A 25,680-nucleotide genomic window follows, 5' to 3' on the forward strand; every position below is an offset into this window, starting at 1 on the left:
AAATCAACGAGAAGGAAACATCATGACAACATACTTTTTCGACCAACTCGCTAATAATCCGCACGCACTCGTGTTTGCAGGTCAGTCGACTCCGTGGGTTGAAGCTTTGCGCGAGCTTGGTTCAGACGAAGAATTAAACGCAGAACTTCACGAGTACGAAGTAGGCGCAAAAGCTTTGCTATCGCCAATTTATTCTGAGCTTTTAGCAAATGCAGGCGGCGACATAAACGTGTTTGACGCGCTAGAAAATAAGCATATTAACGCTGCAAACGCGCTTCTTAGTGTGCCTGGAATTACGCTTGCACAGTTCGGTGCAGTGCGCGACTTAACAAATCTTGGATACAACTTTGAAGTAAACAAGCCGTGCGCAGTTTTGGGTCATTCTCAAGGCGTAATCGCAGCAGAAATGGTAAAAGCTCGCATAAAAGCAAAGTCTTGGCAAAAAGCTCGCGCGCAAATCGAAGAATTACTTGCAATTGCCTACTTAATTGGAGCTGCAGGAGATCGTGAATCTCGAATGCTTGAAATTACTGGTGACGGCGAGCACACGCCAATGCTGTCACTTAAAGGAGTTACTAAAAAGCAGGCAGAAGCGTTAATTTCACGCGTAGAGCGCACGCGCGGTGAAGTGTCAATTGCTGTTAAAAACGCTTACAATCACGTGGTTATTGCAGGATACCCGGAAGATATGGAAGCTGTTGCAAACGAAGCGCAAAAAGAAACAAAGCGTTCGAAAAAATTGCGCGAAATGAAAGTTCGCGGTGGAGCTGTATTTGCGCCAGTTGCTGAATATTTGGATGTTACAGTGCCATTCCATTCGCCAATGCTTCAATCTGCAGTTGAGCAGGTAGTAGAGTGGGCGAGCGAGGCTGGCTTGAACACTACAGTTGCTCGCGAATTGGCGGATGCAGTGCTTGTAACTCCTGTTGATTGGGCTACGCAAATTGGTGAAGTTTTGGAGCAAAACGACGCGCGCTCTCTTTGGATTTTAGACATGGGTCCTAGCGAAGTGCTCGGAAAGCTTACTGGAGTGCTTGTGCAAGGAACCAGTGCTGGAATAGTAGAGGCTGCTACCTTGCGCTCTCGCGCTGAGCTTTCAACAGCTGACTCTGCTTCTGAGCCAGAGCGTATGGGCTGCTGGGCTGATTTTGCTCCTCGAGTAATCGACACGCCTGCAGGACGCAAAGTGCTTACCAAATTTAGCAAGCTTACAGGCAAAGCTCCTGTGCTTCTTGCAGGAATGACACCAACGACAGTAGAGCCGGAAATCGTTGCTGCAGCAGCAAATGCGGGCTACTGGGCTGAGCTTGCTGGCGGTGGTCAAGTAACTGCAGAAGTTTTCGATCGTCATATGAAGTCGCTTGAAAATCAGCTTCGCGAAGGCGCAACTATTGAATTTAACGCCATGTTTATGGATCGCTACCTGTGGAATTTGCAATTTGGTTCGAAGCGAATCGTGCCAAAAAAGAGGCAGTCGGGAGCTCCTATTGATGGTGTAGTTATTTCTGCAGGCATTCCAGAACTTGACGAAGCCAAGGAATTAGTAGCATCTTTGCAAGCTGATGGATTCCCTTACGTAACGTTTAAGCCTGGAACAGTTGACCAAATTCGTCAAGTTGTGCGAATTGCTAAGGCTGTTGCTCCAGCCACGATTATTGTACAGGTTGAGGGCGGTGCTGCAGGTGGTCACCATTCGTGGGAATCTCTTGACGATTTGCTTATGACAACTTACGCGCAAGTGCGCGAGTGCGAAAATTTGGTGCTTGTTGCAGGCGGTGGTATTGGCACTCCTGAGCGTGCTGCAGACTACATTTCTGGCGAATGGGCGAATGAATACGGTTTGCCAAATATGCCAGTTGATGCTGTAATGATTGGCACAGCTGCAATGACAGCTAAGGAAGCACATACAAGTCCTGAAGTAAAGCGTATGCTTGTGGAAACTCCGGGTATTGCGATGCCGAAATCTTCTAGCATTGAAGGTTTTGATGAGGATCCGTTCGCACCTTTGGGTGAGCGTTGGGTGCCTTCTGGCAAAGTGATTGGCGGTGTGACGAGTGGTTTAAGCCATTTGCACGCAGATATTTACGAGTTAGAAAACGCTTCTGCTCGCTGCGGTCGATTGCTCGTTCATATGATGAAACATCCTGAAGAGCTTGAAGTGCGTCGCGATGAAGTAATCGAAGCACTTAACTCTACTGCAAAACCATATTTTGGTGACGTAGAAAGCATGACTTACGCACAATTTGCTCAACGTTTCCTAGATTTGGCATACCCTTGGGTGGATCCGACTTACGTAGATCGCTACATGCATTTGTTGCAGCGTATTGAAGCGCGTTTAATTAATCAAGATTCAGGCGAATTTACTTCTATTCTGCCTTCTATCGAAGAAGTTTCTAAGCACCCTCAAGCTGCTTTATATACGCTGATTGACGTGTTGCCTCAAGCTCGCGAGATGAACGTTGTGCCAATGGATGCCGCTTGGTTCCCAACTTTGGTGCGCGAATATCCTAAGCCAATGCCATTCGTGCCAGTTATTGACAACGATTTGTTGCGTTGGTGGGGTCAAGATCAGCTTTGGCAGTCGGAAGATTCGCGTTACTCAGCAGACGCTGTGCGCGTAATTCCAGGACCGATTTCCGTGGCTGGAATTACGACTATGGATGAGCCGATTGCCGATATTCTGGGACGTTTTGAAGCAGCTATGCTCAATCGTGCAGAATTTGGCTCGGAAACTGGAGTAGAAGCAGAAAATAAGGAAAATGCTGCAAGCAAGTCTTCAAAATCTGCTTTTAGTCAGATTGCTGATGCTAAAAACGTTGAAGCTTACGTGCGCGCATGCCCGAATATTTCTTGGGTTGGTCATGTAACTGCAAACCCTGCTTACGGAACGTCTTTAGGAGACGAAAATTACGTAATTACAGTAACTTCTAGTAATAATGACGTAATTTCGCTTGATTTAGATATTAAGCTAGATACATTCTGGGATAATCAAGAAAATCAGGAAGCACAGAATGCTGCTAAACACTCTACAAAAAACGCTGCAAACTCGCTAAAACGCAAGCACGCGGTACGAGATATTGTAATTCCGCTAACTGTTGATGCAAGTCAAGCTGGAATCATACCAGTAGTTGACCGCGAACGTTTGCCAAAGCACGTGTACGAAATGCTTGCAGCAACCGCAGGTATTGGAAATACTGCGATTACTGGCGATGTGCTTGATGCTATGCCTAAGGTTGAAACAGTAAAAGAAGATGGCAGTTTGGCAAAATTGCCGGAAGATTTGCTTGCAGAAGGTTATAGAGATTTCCCGTTTGGATTGGTTCATTCTTCCTATACTTTCTCAAGAAATCTTGGAATTGACCACGAGTCTGCTACTGCTGGAAGACTTCCAGATGGATTGCTTGCTTCTCGCATTGTGCCAGACGCGTTAGTAGGTCCTGCTTGGCCAACTATTTACTCAGCTTTGGGTTCCGTAATGGTTGATGGCTACCCGATTATTGAGGGTCTGCTTAACGCTGTTCACCTAGATCATTTAGTAGAGCTTGACGTCGATGCTGAAGATTTTAAAAAGTACGTCGACAAGCGAATTAATTTGCTCGGCTGGGCTGAGCCGTATGCAGAATCTGCTTCCGGACGCGTGGTAACTATTCACGTTGTGCACACTGCAGCTGACGGCACGCGACTTGCGCACGAAACTGAGCGTTTCGCTATTCGTGGACGAAGCTTCAGCAACGCGCTTCCTGCTCCAGCTGCGCAATATGGCGAAGCTGCAGGATTGCATGGATATGAAATTGAAGACACGCCTCGCAGAGCTTTGCGCAGAGTAGTAGTTCGCGCTCCTCACGATATGACCGCTTTTGCGCGTACTTCTGGAGATTTCAACCCAATCCACACTTCTAAGCGAGGTGCTGCAATTTCCGGTCTTTCTGCTCCTTTGGTACACGGTATGTGGCTTTCTGCAACAGCTCAACATGTGGCTCAAGCAGTTGATGAAAAAGGTGCTCGCTACGAGCTCATTGGCTGGTCCTACAACATGTACGGCATGGTTCAGCTTGATGACGAAGTAGAAATCACAGTTGAGCGCGTTGGAAAAGTTCGTCGCGGCGGACTTGCTTTGGAAGTTACGTGCAGAGTTGATGGGCAAATCGTGTCTAAAGCAAGCGCGCTTACACGCGCTCCACGTGCAGCATTCGTATACCCAGGTCAGGGTATCCAAAAGCAAGGAATGTCGCTGGATGAGCGCGCAAAGTCGCCTGCTGTGCGCGATACTTGGGAGCGAGCAGACAAGCTTACTCGCGAAAAGCTTGGATTCTCAATCCTCGCAGTCGTGCGCGATAATCCAAAGGAGCTTACTGCTCACGGCGTAACTTATCACCATCCTGAAGGATTGCTTAACTTAACACAATTTACGCAAGTTGCGCTCGCAACAGTTGCCTTTGCGCAAACCGCGCGTTTGCGTGAAGCAGGATGCGATATTTGGCCTGCTTACTTTGCAGGACACTCGCTTGGCGAATACAATGCTTTGAGCTCCTTCGCGCAAATTATTCCACTCGAAACTGTGCTTGAATTGGTGTTCCACCGCGGATCTACAATGCATCACTTGATTGAGCGCGATGCACAAGGTCGCTCGAACTACCGCATGGGTGCGCTTCGACCAAACCAGTTTGGAGTGTCAGACGAAGGCGTGAATGCTTACGTTGAGGGCATTTCCAAGGCTACTGGCGAATTCTTGCAAATTGTAAACTACAACTTGGCAGGTCAGCAGTACGCAATTGCTGGAACTATTAAAGGTTTGAAGGCATTGGCTGCAGACGCTTCTAAGCGCGCTAAGGAGTATGGCGGCAAGCCTCCATTCATGTTTGTTCCAGGAATTGACGTGCCGTTCCACTCTCGAATTCTTCGAAAGGGAGTGCCGGAATTCCGCGACAAGCTCGATTCGCTGCTGCCGAAGCATATTGATTACTCTGTGCTTATAGACCGTTACATTCCAAACCTCGTGGCTTGCCCGTTTGAGCTTACGCGAGAATTTGCGCAAAAGATTTTGGATGTTGTGCCATCTGAGCGCATTGAAGCAGCTTTGGAAGATGAAACTACATGGAAATCTTATGCAGAGGATGAGCAGAAGCTCGGTAGATTGCTTCTTACGGAGCTTCTTTCATGGCAATTTGCTTCTCCAGTTCGCTGGATTGAAACGCAGGCTCTTATGTTTGCCGATCGCGCTCGCGGCGGTCTTGGCGTTGAAGAGTACGTTGAAGTTGGTTTAGGAAACGCGCCAACTTTGGCAAATCTTGGCGCTAAAACTCTTGCTTTGCCGGAGTTTAGTGGCGAAAAAGTGACTGTTTACAACGTTGGTCGTGACGAAGGTCGCGTTTATATGACTGACACGGATTCGCTTGTGCCTGAAGTGTTTACTGAGGAAGATAGTCAAGAAGCAAGTAGCACTGCTGATGCGACTGCTGATCCTGCAGCTCCTGCAGCAAATGTTGTTTCTGCTGCTCCTGCGGCTGCTCCTTCTGCTCAAGTTGCTAACGCAGCAGCAAGCGGACCTGTAGCAGACTTGCCGTTCAAAGCATCCGACGCAATCTCAATGCTGATTGCGTATAGTGCAAAAATCCGTCTTGACCAAATCGGCGACACTGACACAACTGATACGCTTACAAACGGCGTATCTTCGCGCAGAAATCAGCTTCTTATGGATATTAGTTCCGAGCTTGGCGTGGCTAGCGTGGACGGTGCTGCAGAAGCTCCAATGAGTGCGCTTAAAAAGTTAGTTGATTCGGTTGCTCCACGCTACAAGGCTTTTGGTGCAGTGCTTTCCGATATTGTGCGCGAACGTTTGCGTGCACTTTTCGGTGCAGCCGGTGTGAAACCAGCGCAAATTGACAAGCGTATTTCGGAAGTCTGGCAGCTTGGCGAAGGCTGGCGTGCGCACGTGCTTGCGGCTTTGGTTTTGCAAACGCGTGAAGGTGCTAGCGTGCGCGGTGAAAATCTTGCGCAACTTTCAACTGATCCTGCAAAGAATACTGCTGCAGCTGACGCTTTAATCGACGCAGCAATTCAGCAAGTTGCACAAGCTCACGGCGTTAGCGTTTCTCAGCCTGGTGCTGCTGGCGCAGCCGGTGGTGCTGTTGTTGATTCTGCAGCTCTTGACGCTTTTGCGCAGCAAGTTGTTGGCGCAGACGGCGTACTTGCTGCAACTGCTAAGTTTGTGCTAGCAAAGCTTGGTGTTGAAGCTCCTAAAGCAGAAACTGAAAGTGACGAAAATGCTGCTGTTGTAGCTGCTGTTGAAGCAGAATTAGGTGCGGATTGGCCAAAGCAAGTGGCTCCTCGATTTGATGAGCGAAAAGCGATTCTTTTCGACGACCGCTGGGCTTCGGCTCGCGAAGACGTTGCTCGCTTGTACTACAAGTATGCCGGAAAGAATGTTGATATTCAGGTAAATGAAGTTTCTGAAATCTTAAATGATTTTGGTAGTTTCCTCGGTGCCGGGGAAGCAGTAGCTTCGGAAGCTGAGTGGTTTGCAAGTCTTTCTAAATCTCGCGAATTAAACAATCTTGCAACAATATTTAATGGTATTGCTCGCGATTCTCGCACTAAACTTGCACAAAACAACGCCGATACTGCTCAAGCAACTCGTTTTGCAGGAGAAGTTGCAGTAGTTACAGGCGTTGCTCCTAACTCGATTGCTGCTCGCGTAGTAACGGGTTTGCTTAAGGGTGGAGCTACGGTTATTGCAACTTCGCACAGTTTCAAGCCGAGCGTTAAGTCTTGGGCGAAGAAAGCGTATCGCGAAAACGCTCAAATGGGCGCAAAGTTGTGGCTTGTGCCAGCAAACTTGTCTAGTTATCGCGATGTCGATGCGCTTGTAAAGTGGGTTGGCACGGTTTCAAAGAAAGTAAGTGGCGCAACTACTACTATTTTGAAGCCTGCTTATGAGCCGAGCATGTTCTTCCCGTTTGCAGCTCCTCCAGTTCACGGTACTTTGTCTGATTCTGGTTCGCTTTTTGAATCGCAATCGCGCTTAATGCTGTGGGGAGTGGAGCGTGCAATCGCTGGATTTGCGCAGATTGGAGCAGATACAGATGTACAACATCGTATGCACGTTGTGTTACCTGGCTCTCCAAACCGCGGTATGTTCGGCGGCGACGGTGCTTACGGCGAAGTCAAGAGTGCTTTCGACGCGATTGTGAACCGTGCGCATGCGGAAAGCGTGTGGTCGGATCGCGTGACTTTCGCGCATCCTAAGATTGGATGGGTGCGTGGAACCGGCTTAATGGGCGGAAATGATCCGCTTGTGGCTGTAGTTGAGCGTCACGGATTAACTACCTACTCTACGCAAGAAATGGCAGATCGTTTGCTCGATTTGTGCACGAAGGAAGCGCGAGAGCAGGCAGCAATTGCGCCTTTGGATGTTGATTTTACGGGCGGATTAGGCAAGGAGCCTCTTGATTTGAACGCGCTTCGTGCAGAAGCGTTGGAAGATCAGAAGCGTGCTGAAGTTGCGGAAGAAGCGGTGGAAGCTGTAGAAGAAGCTGCAGAATCTTCTGCTAAATCAACCAACAAAGCACTTCCAACTCCTTACGTGCCAACTCAGCCGCGAGTCAACTTGGCTGATTGGAAGAACGTAACAGCGCGTCCAGAAGACGAAATTGTGATCGTCTCCGTTGGCGAGCTTGGACCATGGGGTTCCGGACGTACTCGTTTCGAAGCAGAACTTGGAATTCGCGAAGACGGTTCCGTGGAGCTTTCTGCAGGAGCAGTACTGGAATTGGCTTGGAATATGGGCTTGCTTACTTGGCAGGATTCGCCAAAGCCAGGCTGGTATGATGCGGACGGCACGCTTGTTCCAGAAGAAGATATTGCAGAGAAATATCGCGATGAAGTAGTAGCACGTTCCGGTATTCGACCATTCGAAACCGGTATGGGCGGCGATTACAAGGATGGAGCAAACGAAGAAGAAGCAGAAATCTTCCTCGATCACGACGTGAGTTTCAGCGTTCCAACAGAAACAATTGCGCGCGAATACGTGGCACTTGACGAATCGCACACTGAGATTGCTCGCGATGCAGAATCTGGCGAATGGACTGTTACGCGCAAGGCAGGTTCTATGATTCGCGTGCCGCGTAGGGCTGCAATGACCAGAACCGTCGGTGGACAATTCCCTAAGGGCTTCGATCCGCTGAAGTGGGGTATTCCAGCTTCAATGGTTGGAAGTGTTGACACGATTGCGCTGTGGAATATTGTCACAACTGTAGACGCTTATATTTCTGCTGGTTTCACGCCTTCGGAGATTTTGCAATCTGTGCATCCGTCGATGGTTGCTTCCACGCAAGGAACCGGTTTCGGCGGCATGAGTTCAATGCGAAAACTGTATTTGGATCGCTTCCTTAACCACGAAATTCCTACGGACGTATTGCAAGAGGCGCTTCCAAACGTTGTTGCAGCTCACGTAATGCAAACCTATATCGGCGGCTACGGAAATATGGTTCAGCCGGTGTCGGCATGCGCAACTGCGGCGGTTTCGCTCGAAGAAGGCGTCGACAAGATTGCTCTCGGCAAAGCTGATTTCGTAGTAACTGGCGCAATTGACGATATCGGCGTGGAATCTGTAGTTGGCTTCGGCAATATGAACGCAACTGCCAATAGCGAAGAAATGTATGCGAAGGGCATCAATCCACGATTCTTCTCTCGCGCAAACGATCGCAGACGTGGAGGCTTCCTTGAAGCACAAGGCGGCGGTACGATTTTGGTTACGCGCGGCGATATTGCTTTGAAGCTTGGCTTGCCTGTTGCTGGTGTGGTTGGTTTCATTCACTCCTACGCTGATGGCATTCACACTTCTATTCCTGCTCCGGGCTTGGGTGCTTTGGCTGCGGGCATGGGTGGAGCTAAGTCTAAGCTCGTGCGTGATTTGGCAGCTCTCGGCGTTACTCCGGACGATATTGCTGTGGTTTCTAAGCATGATACGTCTACGAATGCAAACGATCCGAACGAATCTGAGCTGCACAATACTCTTGCGCACGCAATCGGACGCACGGACGGAAATCCGCTGTTCGTAATCAGCCAAAAGACGCTGACTGGACATGCAAAGGGCGGCGCGTGCATCTTCCAAATCAACGGTTTGACTCAACTGTTTAGAAGTGGCGTAATCCCTGGAAACGCATCACTTGACTGCGTGGATCCTAAGCTTGCGCGCGACGACCACATGGTTTGGTTGCGTGAGCCGATGCGCATTGGCGATGGTGCAGGTTCTTGTGCAGTGAAGGCTGCTCTCGCAACTTCGCTCGGCTTCGGTCATGTTAGCGGATTTGTGGCATTGGTTCATCCTGGTGCTTTTGAAGCTGCTGTAGCTGCTAGCGCAGGTGTTAATGTGCTTAAGAATTGGCGTACCAAGGCGAATGCGCGTTTGGCTGCGGGCCAGAGGCGATTTGAGGAAGGCATGATGGGTCGATCTGTACTGTTCGAGCCTGTTGAGAATCGTCACTTGCTGAAGGATGGCACGCGCCTTCCGGATGGCACTCGCTACGATGGTCACGAAGCAGAAAAGGCGATGTTACTTAATCCTGAAGCTCGCCTTAATGCGAACGGATACTACTGCTGAGTCGCTGCTTTAGCTGCTAATGTATCGATGCTTAATTGCGGATGTATTGACGCATTGAAATAAGTGCGAAACCAGAGCGGAAACATTTGCTGTGAATATTCCCGGCATTTGTTTTCGCTCTGGCTTTATTTGACCACATTTGCAGGAAAAATGTAAGGCGATTGGAGTTGCGTTAACAATCACGTAAGTAGCTCTGTAGTTCAGTATGCCATATTTAGTACGTGTAGCATTGCGTATGTCGCCTGATATTACTTAATGTCAAGTACGCTGTCATTATCGCAGTGGTGTGCTATCTCGCTACCAGTACCCAGATCATTTAATGGCATCTATGTATCGCACCTATACCTCTGTAGTCTATGTCTCTATAGTCTATGCCTCTATGGCCTATAGCTCTACAGATTTACTACAGATATAACAATGCTCCGTGGTTGAAGGGTTGTCGTAAATTTCGCGAACCCTTTTATCACGGAGCATATGTATATTATTTATTCAATTTTAATATTTGTTGCAACACCAACGTTTAGTCGCGCTTCTTCCTGCGAATAATGACTGCGAGTGCAGCACCTATTGCGGCTGCGAGTGCAGCAACAGCACCTGCTGCAGCAATTGCAGAGCCTGTGTTGGTTAACTTTGATTGCGCAACCTGGCCGGAGGAGTGACGTGCAGGAGACTTAGGAGCTTGTAACTGAGTGTTATTGCTCTTATTCCTGTTGTTTTCACTGTTGCCAGTGTGTTCATCAGAATCATGAGAACCAGATTCATGTTCTGGGGTTGGAGCAGGGGTCGGTGCAGGTGTTGGTTCTGGTTTCTTGGTTGGGTTGTTTCCGACTTTACCGTTTGCCGTGTTGGATGGTTGACCATTCTTCTTGGCTTGCGCGGTAATCGTACTACCATCCTTGATTTGGGTTGCAGGGATGGTGACTTTACCAGTCTTAGGATCAACAGTCACGCCGGTTGGAGTGTTACCGTTAATAGTCCAGTTACCATTCTTATCTTTCTTCACGGTAATTGTTACAGGAGTCGTTGTATCGCCTTCTGGAGTATACGTGATTTCGAGAGTATCAGCGTCTGCTGGTGGGGTAACAGTTGCGGAACCTTGCTCAACACCATCTTGTGGCGTGAGTATAGTCGGCTCACCCGCAGGCGTTGGTGTTGGTTCTGGTGCAGGCTTCTCCTCTTCGCCAACTTTAGCAGTTACCACTTCTGACTTGCTCTTGCCAGTCTTATCGCTACTGTCTTCTGATTGCGCAGTAATAGTGCTACCGTGCTTAATCTTGTCTGCTGGAATCGTAACAACGCCAGTTTGCGGATCAACGGTTACGCCTTCTGGAGCGTCTCCGTCAATCTTCCACTCATGCTTGTCGCCTTCAGCAACAACAGTAATCGTTGCGGTTGTTTCACTGCCTTCTGGAGTGTAAGTAACTACAACCTTGTTCACGCGCGTATCCGTGAGATCAGGCGTCACGCTAGCGCCACCCTCGGCTGGAGTGTCAATCTTTGGCTTAGTTATATTTCCGCTGACAGTAATATTTACGCTATCGCCTGTCTTTGCACCATCACCCTTACCGTTGGTTGGTGTGAGGGTGACGATGGCACCAGGCTTTTGCTTGTCGATAGTAATAGTGAAGTCGCCATGAGCATCTGCAGTACCAGTTCCGATTTGCTTTCCATCTTTGTCGGTAACAGTTACTGTTGCGCCCGGAAGAGTCTTTCCAGTGATGATTTGTTTAGTAGAATCATCTGGATTGTCTTTTAGCGTTTGCTCACTAATCTGTGGAGTCTTAAAGCCAGTTACAGCAGTAGCAGGATCAGATGGTTTGTCCGTCTTGTTCTTAGATACTGCAGTAATAGTGCTGCCGTCTTCCAAATTCTTTGTTGGAATAGTAACAACGCCAGTATCTGGATTAACGATTACGCCTTCTGGAGCGTCTCCGTCAATCTTCCACTTACCATCGTTATCCTTCTTAGCAATAATTGTGCGAACTGGCTGTTCTGGACCATTGATTGAATTTGGCTTAGCATTGATTTCAATTTTCACAACCGTTGTGTCATCAGTTGGCGGAGTTACAGTTACGTTTCCGTCGTTCTTCTGGTTGTCGGTTGGTACCGTAATCGTTGGCTTTTGTGGCTTAGCTGTGACGGTTACAGTAGTTGCGTCACCATCAACTCCACCCTTGTTTGGAACAAGTTTGAGTGTTGTTCCAGGGGTCTGATGAGGAACATCAACGGTAAAGCTGCCATCTTTATCTACAGTGACAGTTATTTCTTTATCGCCATCCGTCAATGCGGTGCCATTACTGTTTTGAACCTTGATAGTGGCTTCAGGAGTTCCCTTACCAGTAATAGTTGTCTTGCCATTATCTGCAGAACCTTTATCGCCAGGCTTGTTTTCGGCTTTACCATCGTTGATAACTGGCTTGTTCTGTGCCACAACGTTTACTGTTACTGGTACGTTCACAGGATTTGTGATACCCGGAATAGTTACCACGACAGTGCCGCTCTTATTGTTTCCAGCTGTCTTGGTATCTGGAGTACCGTTAGTTGCCCAAGCAAACTTGGTTCCGTTAGGTAACTCATCCTTATTGGCAATGCTGTTTTCTGCGCTTGGAGAATCACCAACATGTACGCTCACCGTTTTACCGGCTGGATTTGGCACAACGAGCACGTTGACTGGAATGTCAACATCTGGCTCGCCTGGCACCTTAACGGTCACAACGCCTGGTTGGTTGCCAGTCTTTGAGGTATCAGGCTTCTTCTTCCAAGAAATACTAGCATCCTTAGGTAGATCCTTATGATTCTTAATAACATCCTCTGGCTTAGGAGTAGTGTCAGTTGTGTCACCATTCTTCTTTTGCAACACAGTTACGTCGTTTGCAACAGGTGCTGGTGTCACAGTAATTGTTACTGGCACTTCTTGAGGTGCTTGCCCTGGAATCTTGACAATCACTGTGCCACTAGCAGTGCCTGGCTTGTCGGTCTTTGGAGCAGCATCCTTCTTCCACTCGAATGTGGTTCCCTTAGGGAGCTTGTTGTTGTTATCAATGCTGTTCTTAGGATCAGGATTGCTGTTCTGTGCAACGGTGGTTTCCTTCGCGATAGGCGCAGGATTTACGTTCACAGTAACTATGACTTCCGCTGGATCTTTCACACCTGGAATATGAACGAGCACAGTGCCGTTAGTGGTGCCTGGCTTGTCGGTCTTTGGAGCAGCATCTTTCTTCCACTCAAAGGTGGTTCCCTCAGGGAACTTATCTTTATTAGCGATACCCTTCGATGCGTCTGGAAGGTTGTCGCCAACCTTCACGTTAACAACATTCGCTTCTGGCTTTGGCAAGACGTTCACTGTTACAGGCACCTCTACAGGGGATTGACCTGGGAGGGTAACAATAATCTTGCCATTCTTTGCGCCAGGATTGTTAGTATCTGGTTTATCTTCAGGTTTCCACTCGAACTTAGTGCCATTAGGGAACTTACTCTTATCGCTAGAATCCTTAATAACATCCTTAGCTTCTGGCAAATCCTTGCCCTGTGGCACGTTGACTTCAGATGCACTTGGGTCAACAACGTTAACCGTTACTTCAACTTCTTGAGGAGTATCAGATCCAGGAATAGTAATCTTTACTTTGCCTTTTACGCTGTTACCTTCCTTAGATGTGTCTGGTTTTCCGTTGTTATCCCACTCGAACTTAGTGCCATCAGGGAACTTATCCTTATTGACAATGCTGTCCTCTGGCTTAGGCTCCACGCCCTTTGGCACAGTCACAACTTTAGCTGTAGCAGTTGGAGCCTTGATAGTTACAGGTACGTTAATAACAGTTGTTGATCCATCCGGATACGTAACTGTTACAGGCACTTCAAACTTGCCAGCCTTATCTCCATTAGGGATTTTAGACTTATCTCCCTCAGCAATAGAGTAAGTTGGCTTATTTGTTTCGTTCGTTGGCCAGGTAGGAACACTTACTTTGCCGATAATTTCGTCGTCCGAAGGCTTTTGACCATTATCTTTTTCAAGATTATCTGCCTTAGGTGGGTAAAGTTCAGACTGCTTATCGCTAATAGTTACTGGCACGTCAACAATGTCAGTCGTGCCATCTGGGTAGGTGACTTTAACCTTAACAGTAGAGTTTCCAGGAGTCTTACCATCTGGAAGCTTTGTGTTAGGCTCGTTCAACTCAATCTTTGGTTGTTCCTTTGAATCTTTTGACCAATTAGGAACAGTTACATTGCCTGTTACATCATCAGATGTAACCTGCTTGCCAAACGGCTTAACAACAGGTGTTACCTTTGGCTCGAAAGTATCCGACTGCTTGTTCTTAATAGTCACATCAACAGTAACTTCATCAGTTGTGTTATCTGGGTACGTGACCTTAACCTTAACGTGATAAGTGCCAGGCTTTGTGCCGTCTGGAATATCCTTATCGTCGCTTGTAATGGCGACTGTTGGCTTATCGCCGTCCTTCTTTGGCTTAAAATCAGGAACAGTTACAGCCTTCTTAACAGCTTCCTTGGTCTTTTCTTTACCAGTGCCATACGGCTCTTCCACAGGGTCAACTGCAGGAGTGTTCGCAGTGGCATCAGTGTCTGTAACTACTACAGGCACTTGCACAACAGTGCTGGAACCATCTGGGTATGTTACCTTAACAGGTACGTTAGTTGTGCCAGTCTTATCTGTAGTTGGTAGAGGAGTTTTTGGATCTACAAGTTCTACTTTTGTTTCCTTTGGAGCAGTCTTGTCCTTAACTGTAGAAGTCTTTACAGCCTTCTTGATTTCATCAGCATCAGGAGCTTTCTCGTTACGCTTCTTGTTGATAGCTTCTGCGCCTGGTTTGTAGGTTTCGTTATCTGGATTGCCAACTGTTACAGGAACTTCCACGTGATCCTCAGAACCGTCAGGATACTTAACAGTAACCTTAACGTTTACGGTTCCAGGAGTCTTAGTGTCGATAGGTGTTTGACCTTTATCAACCGTAATTCTTGTACCGTCTGGTTGGTTTGGAACAGTGACTTTAGTAATGATGTCACTGTCAGAAGGACCACTTTCTCCATACTTCTTAGTGATTCCGCCGTCAACCTTTGGCGTATGAGTTTCACTCTGAGGCTTTCCTACAGTAACCTTTACTGTTGCGTGATCTTTAGAACCATCCTTATATGTAATGGTTACAGGAATATCGAAAGTACCAGGCTGAGTGCCATCTGGAACAGTCTTAGCTTTGTCGTCAATAGCAATACTTGCGCCTTCTGGAAGAGAAGTAAGTTCTTTATCTCCCTGCTTTAGCTTAATGCCATTGCCGTTTCCAATTCCAGTAATCTTGTTTTCAATGGTAGTATTCGGCGTCTTATTGTAGTCAATGTTAATTGTTTGACCTTCTGGCGTATAAGTTTCGCTTTGTGGCTTCAGCACTTTAACAGTTACTGTTGCAACGTCACTAGAGCCATCCTTATACGTAACTTTAACTTGTACTTGTCTCTCGCCAGGCTTATCGGTGCTTGGAACGTCTTTCGTGTTGACGATTTCTACTGTTGGATCTTGCTTTGGAGAGTTGCCGTTCCACTTCAAGCCATTGCCACTGCCAAACGACTTAATTTTCTTAGTCAATTCTTCTGGCTTAGTGTTCCATGGAACTTCAACTGTTTGACCCTTTGGATCATAATCCTTAGCATCCTTATGAATCAACACAGGAACATTAACTATTGTAGTTGAATGATCCGGGTATGTAATTGTTACAGGAACAGTGTGAACACCATCATCTTGAGGAATATTTCCAACTGTGAAAGTCAAATCTTTCTTATCAATTGGGGTCTTCTTCGGGTCATCCTTCTTGGTAATAGTAATTGCGTTGGTAATTGCGTTTTGGTCAGGATTCTTTGGTGTAGCATTAGGAGCAGCAGTATGCTCTTCAGCATCCGTGTATACGGAAATCTGAACCTTAAGCTTAGACTCGTTGCCAGCTTCGTCTGTAACAACAAGCTCACGAGACCACTTATTGTCTGACGAATTGGTTATATTCGCATCTCGCTGAGCAGTGCCTTTAATATGAATAGTCGCAGGCTTTTCTGCAGAATTCCCGTTTTGATTGTCAATAGTGATTTTTCCGTCATGACCTGGGAATGTTGCTATTGTTGCACTCTTAATCTTTCCGCTGTTGTCATAAGCGTTGATATCAATGCTGAACGGTTTGCCATTATGTACCTTGAACTGGTAGTACTCAGGTGTTTTATCGGTATCTGCTCTCTTTGCCTTATTGGTACTAGGTGTGTTAATAACAGGCGCGATATCGTCCTTAACGGTAACGGTTGTAGTAACGTCTTTAGTTGAACCGTCCTTAAATGTTATGCGAACTTTAGCATCTTTCTGCTCGCCAGGCTTATTCCAATCTGGTTCCTTAGCCCAAGAGTAGGTAGCGTCGCTAGGTAGTTTCTTTAGATCATCTGCATTAATACCGCTCTTAGGATCTGGATGCTTTGTGCCGCTGCCCATGTTGTACGTAACAGGCCTGCCTTTAACATCACCATATTTGTCGGATTGCGGCTTAACAATAAACTTAACAGTTACTTCATTAAGATTGCCCGAAGGATCCACCGCTTTTAAGGTACGCGTATACTCGCCAGGCTTAGTGTTGAGCGGAGTAGTGCCATCAAGCGTCAAAGTCTTAGGATCTGTAGTTGTGCCAGTTCCGGTAGGAGCTTTTTCTGTTTCTCCTGGAGTTTTAGGCGTTAAAGTAAGAGTTGTAACGTTGCCACTGTTGTCTGTTGCAGTAATCTTAATATCGTTCTTATCACCGCGGTATGTAGTAATAGTTGCTGTTTTAGTAACGACTTTTTGTGAACTATCAACAGTAATCGGAACATTGTTATAGTTGCCATCATTGCCTTTTTGCTTAATCGTAACTTCAGGCTCTTTATGATCCTTAACAGTTACCTTAACGTCAACAGTTTCAACGCGCGGATTCTTTGGATCGTTAGTAGGAATAGTTACAATAACTTTTCCAGTCTTTTCCTTGCCAACAGTGGAAGTGTCTGGAGTTCCGCCAGTTTCAGTGCTCCACTTGAAGGTTGCGCCTGCTTTTTTAAGCTTTCTTCCGTTGGCAATAGCTTTTTCGGCGTCTTTTTCGGTGAGCTTGTGACCTAAGTCAACAGCAATATTCTTTGACTTAATGTCTTCTTTTTTCTCCACTTTTACAGTCACAGTTTTTTCTGTTTTGTGACCAGCAGCATCAGTTGCGGAGAACGTAAGAGTATAAGTGCCAACTTCTTCAGGCTTAAAGCCGGAGAAGCTATAAGTGAAAACCTTTTCCTTATCACTATTCTTCGTGTAATCAGTTTTTGCACGCGCTGCGACAGCCATCATCTTACTGAAATCATTTCGAGCAAAAGCCATCGTTGCTGTTGCTGTGTCAATAGACTCAATCTTTACATCATCTTTTGCAGTAAGCTGAATCTTCAGATCTTCGCCAACTTTTACGGTAATGCTATCTTTATCGGCAGTAAGCGTTGGAGCTTTGTCATCCTTAGTAGCCTTCTTAGCGTCGCTTGCGTCAGAGCTTACGGAATCTGCAGTAGTAGTTACTGCAGTAATGCTTCCTTCAGGAATGCCATTAGCAACTGTAATCGTAACTTTGCCATCGTTGCCAACTTTTCCAGTTCCAATTTGATTGCCCTTGCTATCTTTAAGCGTTACAGTGCTTCCTTCGGTGCCGGGGCCTGCATTAACTACAACTTCCTTGCCCTTTACGCCTGCAACACCAGTCAAATCAGTTTCAATTGTAGGTTTCTTAGGGCGAACTGTGAAAGTAACCTTTTCTTCTGCAGTACTGCCGTCGCTAAATGTGACTTTAGCAGTGTAAGTCTTTTTTCCCGCAACGTTTGTGGAAGGTTCGCCGTTCACCCACTCTGCGCTCTTAATTTTATCTTTAACATTCTTATCGGTTATGCCAAGATATTCCTTAGCGTCAACCTTGTTTCCTGTTTTAGTAAGAGTGTCGCCAACATTTACTTTAACTTCGTGATCTTTCAGCTCGCTTTTGTGTTGCAATGCGAGCGGCTTTCTGACAATTACAGGAATCGTAACAATATGGTACGAATTGTCTGAATATATTACTTTTGCTGATGTGGATATTGTAGCAGTGTCTTTCCCATTAAAAGCTATATCTGGTAGTTTAGTCTCTGGGAAAGTATTGAAATCTAGTTGTCCACCGCCTTCAATATTAGAAACATGTTTCTTTAATTCTTCATTAGTTGCCTTATGTCCCCAATCAACAGTAATCGGTGTAGTGGTTGGAGCCTTGTACTTCTGGTTCAGATTTTTAAGATGTACTGTAACTTTCTTTTCTACTTTGTTTCCAGAAGCGTCGGTTGCAGAGACAGTAACCGTGTAGTCAGTATTTGCTGGCGTGTTGCCGTTCTTATATTCAAACTTAACTCTATTAACAACATGGTTGTGATGCTTAGCTTCAGTTGCTTCCATGTCGTTACTGTTTTCAGTGACATCTCCATTACCGTTAGGAAGACCCTTAACTGAGAAGCTATTAACCTTTCCGCTGTCATCTGATGTGCCGAAAGTGATTGTAGGAATATCTCCCTGATATACGGTTATGCTGTTGTTGGAGTCGTCAATCTCCTTGCCGTTTAAATACAGCTTTGGAGGGATTTTATCGCTTTTTGTAGGTGGCACATTTTCGTCTTTTGTGCGACCAGAAATAAACGTGTATGCAGAATGAGTAGTTCTTCCATAAGAGCTGCTATTTGCCCAAGTAAAGGCATTTTTGATTTCTTCATCGGTTACACCTGGTCGAAGCTTTAACTCGCAATGCATTCGTACAGCGTAATCAACGTGAGTTGTTGTTATACCAATACCATAGTTGTAGCTGTTATAAGGTCTTTGGTTTGGTGGGAGAGCCTTTTTGATAGCGGAATCCAAAGCATCTGGGTTAACATGGAAGTTGTCTTTTATATCTTGAGCACCAGATCCGCCAGGGCGTACGCCTATAGAGTAATGATATGTTGAGTTATTGTGATCCTGACTATCTTTCAAGAAGTCTTGATTGAAAGATTTGCTTGCATCGTGTTCAAACAAGCCAATATCGTGTGAAAGATTTGCAGGTGTTTGAGGTGATTTGTTATTGCGCTTGTAGAAGTCAAAACTAAGATTGCGCATAGTGTCACCCTTGTAGCCGCCGTTGCTTAAATCGGCAATTGCATAAGGAATTTGCCACACGTATTGATGCTTTGTTGATGCGGAAACCATGGATTTGCCGTCATTGTTAAAGAACACGTCGAAAACCAAGTACTTGTTATTGCCTTCGCCTTGAACGTGTGCATACATGTCGGTTTTGTTGATGATTCTATCCCAGTCGCCAACTTTGTCGTCTCCAACGTAGCCAAATTCGCCTCTACTGTTTAAGTAACGGTAGCGCTGATACTCAAGAATGTTTGGTGTATGCAGCCAAGGATTAGGGTCGTTCTTACGCACTTCTTCCGCAAATGCCGCAGTAGTTGGAGGAAGAAGAATATTAGAGGATGCGAGGATCGGCTGACCGCCCAAGCAAGTGGCTGCAGTAAGAACTGTGGCAAGTGTGCTCAATGACACCTTTCGCATGGTTGCATACGCAGAAGATGAATCAACGTTTTTAAACGAGCTCTCAACTTGCTCGTGTGCGTGCTTTTTGCGAGTGTTATTTGCCATAATAATCTGTAATCCTTTATTCTTGTGCTTTTTAATTTAGCGTTCCCTAATGTGCGTCGTATATAAACGTGTGTCTAGTTCTTCTTCAAATACTAATTCTGTGTTTACATAAAGCAACGGTAGACAATAAGTACGCTTATACACATGCTGCATAATATTATATCGTATTTTTGCTATTTTGTCGTAATTTTTTTATTGTTAAGTATTCCATAACTGTAAAATTTCCTGCCGGGGGGGGGGGTGCTCTATGTATAAAATATTGTCATAACGACGAATTATTTAAAATTATCTAAAAGTTTATCGTTTTATAGTAATTTATTCGTATATGAATTAATCACGCTTGTAGCGTTTCTTGTGCACATGCTTAAGCAGGTCGTAGCGTGCGTAATTTTCTGGCGTTTGCTGTCGTTTTTGTAGTTTTGGAAAACATTTGCCGGTGATTTTTCGGCGTTTGCTACTGCAGTAAAAGCGCGTAAGTGATTGTTGATTTAAATATATTTTATATAAGATTTTATATAGTATTTTTGCGTAGAACATAAAAAAGTATGTATATGTACTAAAAGTAGGTGTGTATGATTGCAGGAATAGGGCACGACTTGGTAAACGTTGCGCAGTTTGCTGAGCAGATGCAGGATGGCAATGGTTGGCGTGCGCTGTTTTCTGTGCGAGAGCTTCGACAATGTGATCTTCGTGCGCAAGTGAAGAATGATGAGAGAGCTTTACATATTGCAGCACGCTGGGCTGGCAAAGAAGCTGTGATTAAAGCGTGGTCCGAGGCATTATGCACAATAAATAACCCTTATCCATATACTCTGGATAACATGCCATGGGCGAGTATTGAGATTCTTAACGATTCCCATGGTTGCCCACGCATTATTCTCAGCTCAGATGTGCATTCGCAACTTGTAAAATCGCTTTTCAGTGCGTCCAGCGAGTGTGTAGATAGTAGTGAGCACATAGATAATATTCGTTGGCATATTTCGCTTAGTCATGACGGATTATTAGACGATAATTCAGCTTTTGCATCAGCTGTTGTAATGCTTGAAGTCTTATAAGAAAAGCTACATTATAAGAAAAATATGTTTTGTGCACTTGTGTCGATGTCACAAGCATCTGTATACTTGAACGAGTCGATATTTGTGCGTGAATATTTCGTGCAAATATGGTGCGTAATTGCGGACGTAGCTCAATGGTAGAGTCTCAGTCTTCCAAACTGATTACGCGGGTCCGATTCCCGTCGTCCGCTCCATTTTTTATTTTTGCTTTACGTTTTGCAATTTTCTTTTTAATGGTTTATTTATTTCAGTTTTTTGTGAAAATCACATGTTTTGCATATTATTTTCACATTTTCATTGAATTTATGCTTGCTATTAGGGTGCTATTGCTATGGTAATAGCGGAGAGACACGTAAAAAACATGTCTGGAGGACTCGTGGGACAGATTATCGTACGTGTATTAGCTGGATTAGTGTCGGCTGCTACTGCTTTCACTATGAATGTCGTTGCGCCGCAAAAATCTTCATCGATTGAACATGTGCATGCAAATGTGCGTGCTAATGTGCATACCAATGTGCATACCAAAAGTGTTGTTAAGCCTATTATTCAATCACATTCTGGCACTGTGTATCAAAGCTCGTTTATTGATAATGAGTATGGTGCGCATTGGAGTGATGCTGATGGCACTACGGCTTTTATTGATGGAAATGATGATGTGTTCGTTAATAACGCTAAGGCGGTTATTGATGTTTCTGAGCATCAAAAAGAAATTGATTGGGAAGCTGTAAAATCTTCTGGCGTAGATGGTGCGATTATTCGTATTAGCTACGGTTGGGATAACGGTTACGATAAGCAAGCTCTTCGTAATATTAGCGAATGTAAGCGTCTTGGTATTCCGTTTGGTATTTACATGTACTCTTATGCTGAAAAAGCTGAAGATGGTGCCGCTGAGGGTGCCGATATTGTGAAGCTTTTGAAGGGTGCTGGAGTAAGCCCTGACGATTTAACGTATCCTGTTTATTACGATTTGGAAAAGTGGAGCTGGAGTGGTCATAAACCACCAACATCACCATACGTTTACCAGGATATTGTTGCTTCCTGGTGGAATCAGTTAGTTTCTGCAGGCTACCATAAGCTCGGCGTTTACTCTTATGCAAATTATTTGAGAGGACCATTAAATTCTCAGTATATTCACGAGCGTACAAGCTGGGTTGCTAGCTACGGTTCTCGCGTAGGCTTCCCTATTTCTACAGCATTGCGCGGATGGCAGTACACTTCCGACGGCAGCGTTGACGGAATTGATGGTCGCGTCGATTTGAACGCATTCGGCATGGCTGGTGGCGGCGAAATCAATGGTGTTTCTGAGTTTGGTAGCACTATTACTAAGCCTAATTCGTCTAAGCCTTCTGGAGAAACCCGCAACTATGGTGGCTGGACTGTAAAGAGTTCTGGTCGTCGTGAAGTATGGACTAGTGGAGACAAGAAGTTTGCGCTCCAGTATGAGCTTCGCGATTCATACTATGCTCATGGCGGTCCTGGTCGTCTTGGCGCTCCTGTTGCCGATGAGGAGAATATGGGTGCTGGCTGGTGGCGTCAGCGTTGCCAGAATGGTGATGTTTGGACGCATGGTAAGGATAAGAAGTTTGTTATCATGTTTGCTCTTCGTGATTCTTACTATAGGCATCGCGGTGCTGCTTGGCTTGGCGCTCCTGTTGCCGATGAGGAGAATATGGGTGCTGGCTGGTGGCGTCAGCGTTGCCAGAATGGTGATGTTTGGACGCATGGTAAGGATAAGAAGTTCGTTATCATGTTTGCTCTTCGTGATTCTTACTATAGGCATCGCGGTGCTGCTTGGCTTGGCGCTCCTGTTGCCGATGAGGAGAATATGGGTGCTGGCTGGTGGCGTCAGCGTTGCCAGAATGGTGATGTTTGGACGCATGGTAAGGATAAGAAGTTCGTTATCATGTTCAATCTTCGCAAGGATTATTATGCGCGCGGTGACTTTAAGAAGCTCGGCGCGCCTATTGAAGATGAACACAATGATGGCAATGGCTTATGGCATCAAAAGTGCCAGAATGTTGTGTTAGAAGCCCACTGATAGCATTTGGCTCCATGCAATAAAAGCATCTGGATTTGTGTATTGTATTTCATTCGCAGCTTCTGTGTGATTTGCAAATACAAGCAAGAATCCTAATACTATCGTTAATGTAGTGCATGCAACGATTAGAGTTTGAGTAGACATTTGGTTCCTATTCAATTCGATATTGTTGCATGCATTTTCTTTATCTAATTGCAACTGCGCATCTTGATTAGCTGAGCAATTTCTTCTAGCAAAACCAATAGATGCAATAATCATAAGAATTATTATTGAATCGCAATAATAACGGTAAAGGCTGCCGCCTAAGCAGTAGTTTACGTAGATTAACATAATCGAGAATGTTATTCCGCTTAAGCACATTATGTATTCGATTTTTTGCATGTACTTGCGTCTTATTAAGAAAATGCCCCAAATAAGTGGTATTGATAGCAGACCAAATGTCATGTGATTAAAGAAACTATTTCCATAATCCGAAATGTTTGAGCTGGTTATTGTAATATACGGGAATTCCGTATCTATGCTTGGTGGCTTTATAAAGAAGTTTATTAACAAGTCTTTGATTTTTAGAGGGTCAAATGCTATACGATTAAATCGCAAGTCAAAATTTGTTAATTGTTCTTCGTTACCAAAGTTAAAGAATGAACCAAAACGCAAGTAGTTATATACTAAGATTCCGGCAAACCCAGCTATTGCAGGAGTTAGGAAGCTTAAAGCTGCAGATACTTTATTTACTACGCTTCTGGAGTTGTTAAGCAGTAAAGCAATAAACAGTGGAGCTATAAACGCAACTGTGGAAATGCAAGAATTTGGTCTACAACCGCATTGCAAAGCTAAGCTTAATCCAGCTAAAGCAAATAATGCATACTGAGTAAATTTAGTCTTAAGCCTTACGGCTTTCAGTGATGCGTAAACAAATAATGTTCCGAAAAATATAGCGCTTACCATAGGAATGTAGTAAATCGATGCAGATGCTTGCAGATAAAAAACAAGGCATCCAAATGGTAAGGCTGCTCCTATAAGCAGCATTGAGCAGTAGTTTATTCGTATTTCAAAGAATGTTATTATTTCTTTCCACAATGCAAATAATGCTGGTATTGTAATTGCTGCAAATAATGTTGTGACCATTATTGCGCTCGGCATCCAAGCTGGGAACAAAGCGTTAAACGGCAAATAAGTTAAAATAAACGGTACTATTCCAAAGTAGCAATAATATTTGCCATTATGCAGCACAACATCCCATATTGCAGGAGTTCCCTCGCGCACTAATTGCATTCTTTTGCCAATGCTAAATGGGTTTGTTGAATGCAATAAGCCATTTGGTGGGTCTTGTAGCAAAGATAGCGATCCTTGTTTCCAGGCTTTTAACTGCTCTGTATATGGGTTTCCGTCTATAAAATCGTATTTATCGTAGGAGAGTGGAACGCGTATTCGATTATAAGTGTTTAATCGGAGCCAAATATACAGTGAGAATCCGGTTACTATTGCGCACAAAGCCCAAAAAATTATAGTTTGAACTCGATCTCCTTGAATATAGGCTATTTTGTGCCATTTTTTCTTACGTATAGTTATAATCGCGGATCCAAAAACGAATAATATAGCCCATTTCGCATAGTTTATGTGCAACTTGTATTTTGGATTAATTGTTATATTTTTAACAACGATTCCGTTTGGCGTTTCATTAAAGTGTAATTTTATTTTGTTTAGTTTTCCGTGACTTTCTAAACGTACTTTAGTTGTATTGAATTTTCCTGTTGTTATTTTAAATTGGCTAGCTAAAGCGTATCCAGGAGCTACACCAAAGTCTTCTAATTCTACGCTTCCAGTTACGTAATAAACTGGTTTTGTTTGTTGTAGCGAAATCTCTAATGTTTTGCTGTACGTGTTTAAGTTTGTGAATTCTACATCTGCGCCATTTTTAGATATATGTACGCCGTCATTTTTGTATTTTGCATATATTTCATCACGGCTTGCGTTTGTAGAGTCTTCTGCTTGTTCAGCTTTTACTTCTTTTACTGTGCTTAAATTTATGCTTTGTGTTTTAAATCCTAATTCGGATGCTTGAAATAAGTTACTAAAAAACATTAGTGTTATTAGTCCGCTTATAACAAAGCACACTATATATGGCAAATAAGTTTTTAGTTTAAGATTGTTTTTTATGACGGCTCGCACAGGTTGCTACTTTCTATTTCTTTTTATGTAATCAAAAAGGTTTACTTGTTCTATAAAACGTTTGCGCTCATTTTTGGCTAAAATCTCAAGAATAATTCCGGAAATAAAGAATAGTAATCCTGTAATAATTAGCATTACAGCACCAATTAGAGTAGGGAAGCGTGTTACTAGGTGTGTGCGCCAAAATTCTATGAATGGAAGCATGCATGCTCCTACTCCGCACAGTGTTATTATTACGCCAAGTGTTCCAAAGAAAGGCATTGGTTTGTATTCGCGAATCATGTGAAAAATGGTTGAAAGCACTCGAATACCGTCTCCAACTGTGTCTAGCTTGCTAACTGATCCTTCTGGGCGGTCACGATACTGAATTGGCATTTCGTACAGTTTTATATTGTTGTTGAGTGAATGAATAGTCATTTCTGTTTCAACTTCAAATCCGCGCGAAAGTACAGGATAAGTCTTTACGAATGAAAAAGAAAAAGCGCGATAGCCTGTCATAATATCAGTTACTTTTGCGTGGAAAAGCGTGTTGATTGCGCCTCTAACTAAACGATTTCCAAAATTGTGGAATGGTCGCTTATTCTCTTGGAAATACGTAGAACTTAGACGGTCGCCAATAACCATGTCGTAGCCTTCAATAACTTTGGCGACCATGTTTGGTGCCGCTTCAGCGGGATATGTGTCGTCGCCGTCTGCCATTACGTAAACATCTGCGTCTATGTCTTGGAACATTGCACGAATCACATTGCCTTTGCCTTGTCTAGGTTCTTTGCGAACTACAGCACCTGCTTCTTTGGCTATTTTTGCAGTATTGTCCGTTGAGTTGTTGTCGTACACGTATATTGTTGCTTCTGGAAGTGCCGCCTTAAAGTCTTTAACAACTTTTTCAATAGTGATTGCCTCGTTATAGCACGGCAGCAGCACTGCGACAGAAGTCATAATATGTCCCTTCATAATGGCGAATGGTGCGCATGGAATGAGCAGTAATGTTCTTATACTATGTGCATATCACTGTTATCTTACCTATTGTTGTGGATTGTAGTGCAACAATCTATTTGCGTTTATGTGGCAGTGTGCAGTACTGTGCGTAGTACTTGCGCATATAGTCTGCTATACTGCGTGGCAAGTGTTATGT

Annotated in this window: 6 protein-coding genes and 1 tRNA gene; 4 read left to right on the plus strand and 3 right to left on the minus strand. The window is 44.8% G+C overall.

All coding sequences use genetic code 11. The annotated features are described in order from the left end of the window. The first annotated feature begins 22 nt into the window (after window positions 1-22). A complete protein-coding gene (locus tag D0T18_RS05775) occupies window positions 23-9,601 on the plus strand; it encodes a type I polyketide synthase (protein ID WP_116440666.1) in 9,579 nt (3,192 codons plus the stop codon). 520 nt (window positions 9,602-10,121) lie between these two features. Here D0T18_RS05775 and D0T18_RS05780 read toward each other — a convergent pair. Beyond that, window positions 10,122-19,283, minus strand: a complete 9,162-nt coding sequence (locus D0T18_RS05780) for a Rib/alpha-like domain-containing protein (protein ID WP_116440667.1) — start codon at window positions 19,281-19,283, stop codon at window positions 10,122-10,124. Window positions 19,284-19,855: 572 nt separating this feature from the next. On the opposite strand from D0T18_RS05780, the gene D0T18_RS05785 reads away from it, so the two are divergent. The 3 genes from D0T18_RS05785 (at window position 19,856) to D0T18_RS05795 (ending at window position 22,376) form a co-directional block, all read left to right on the plus strand. Continuing rightward, complete coding sequence (locus tag D0T18_RS05785) at window positions 19,856-20,338, plus strand: holo-ACP synthase (RefSeq protein WP_004109204.1); 483 nt, start codon at window positions 19,856-19,858, stop codon at window positions 20,336-20,338. Window positions 20,339-20,458: 120 nt separating this feature from the next. After that, window positions 20,459-20,532, plus strand: a tRNA-Gly gene (locus D0T18_RS05790). A gap of 167 nt (window positions 20,533-20,699) precedes the next feature. Further along, window positions 20,700-22,376, plus strand: a complete 1,677-nt coding sequence (locus tag D0T18_RS05795) for a glycoside hydrolase family 25 protein (protein ID WP_116440668.1) — start codon at window positions 20,700-20,702, stop codon at window positions 22,374-22,376. On the opposite strand, the gene D0T18_RS05800 is transcribed toward D0T18_RS05795, so the two are convergent. Next, on the minus strand, window positions 22,362-24,458 hold the full coding sequence (locus D0T18_RS05800) for a hypothetical protein (RefSeq protein ID WP_219705477.1): 2,097 nt from the start codon (window positions 24,456-24,458) through the stop codon (window positions 22,362-22,364). The genes D0T18_RS05795 and D0T18_RS05800 overlap by 15 nt on opposite strands. A gap of 93 nt (window positions 24,459-24,551) precedes the next feature. Then, window positions 24,552-25,484, minus strand: a complete 933-nt coding sequence (locus D0T18_RS05805; RefSeq protein WP_012914461.1) for a glycosyltransferase family 2 protein — start codon at window positions 25,482-25,484, stop codon at window positions 24,552-24,554. Between the last annotated feature and the right edge of the window lie 196 nt (window positions 25,485-25,680).

The sequence above is a fragment of the Gardnerella swidsinskii genome (assembly GCF_003397705.1).
Lineage (GTDB): Bacteria > Actinomycetota > Actinomycetes > Actinomycetales > Bifidobacteriaceae > Bifidobacterium > Bifidobacterium swidsinskii.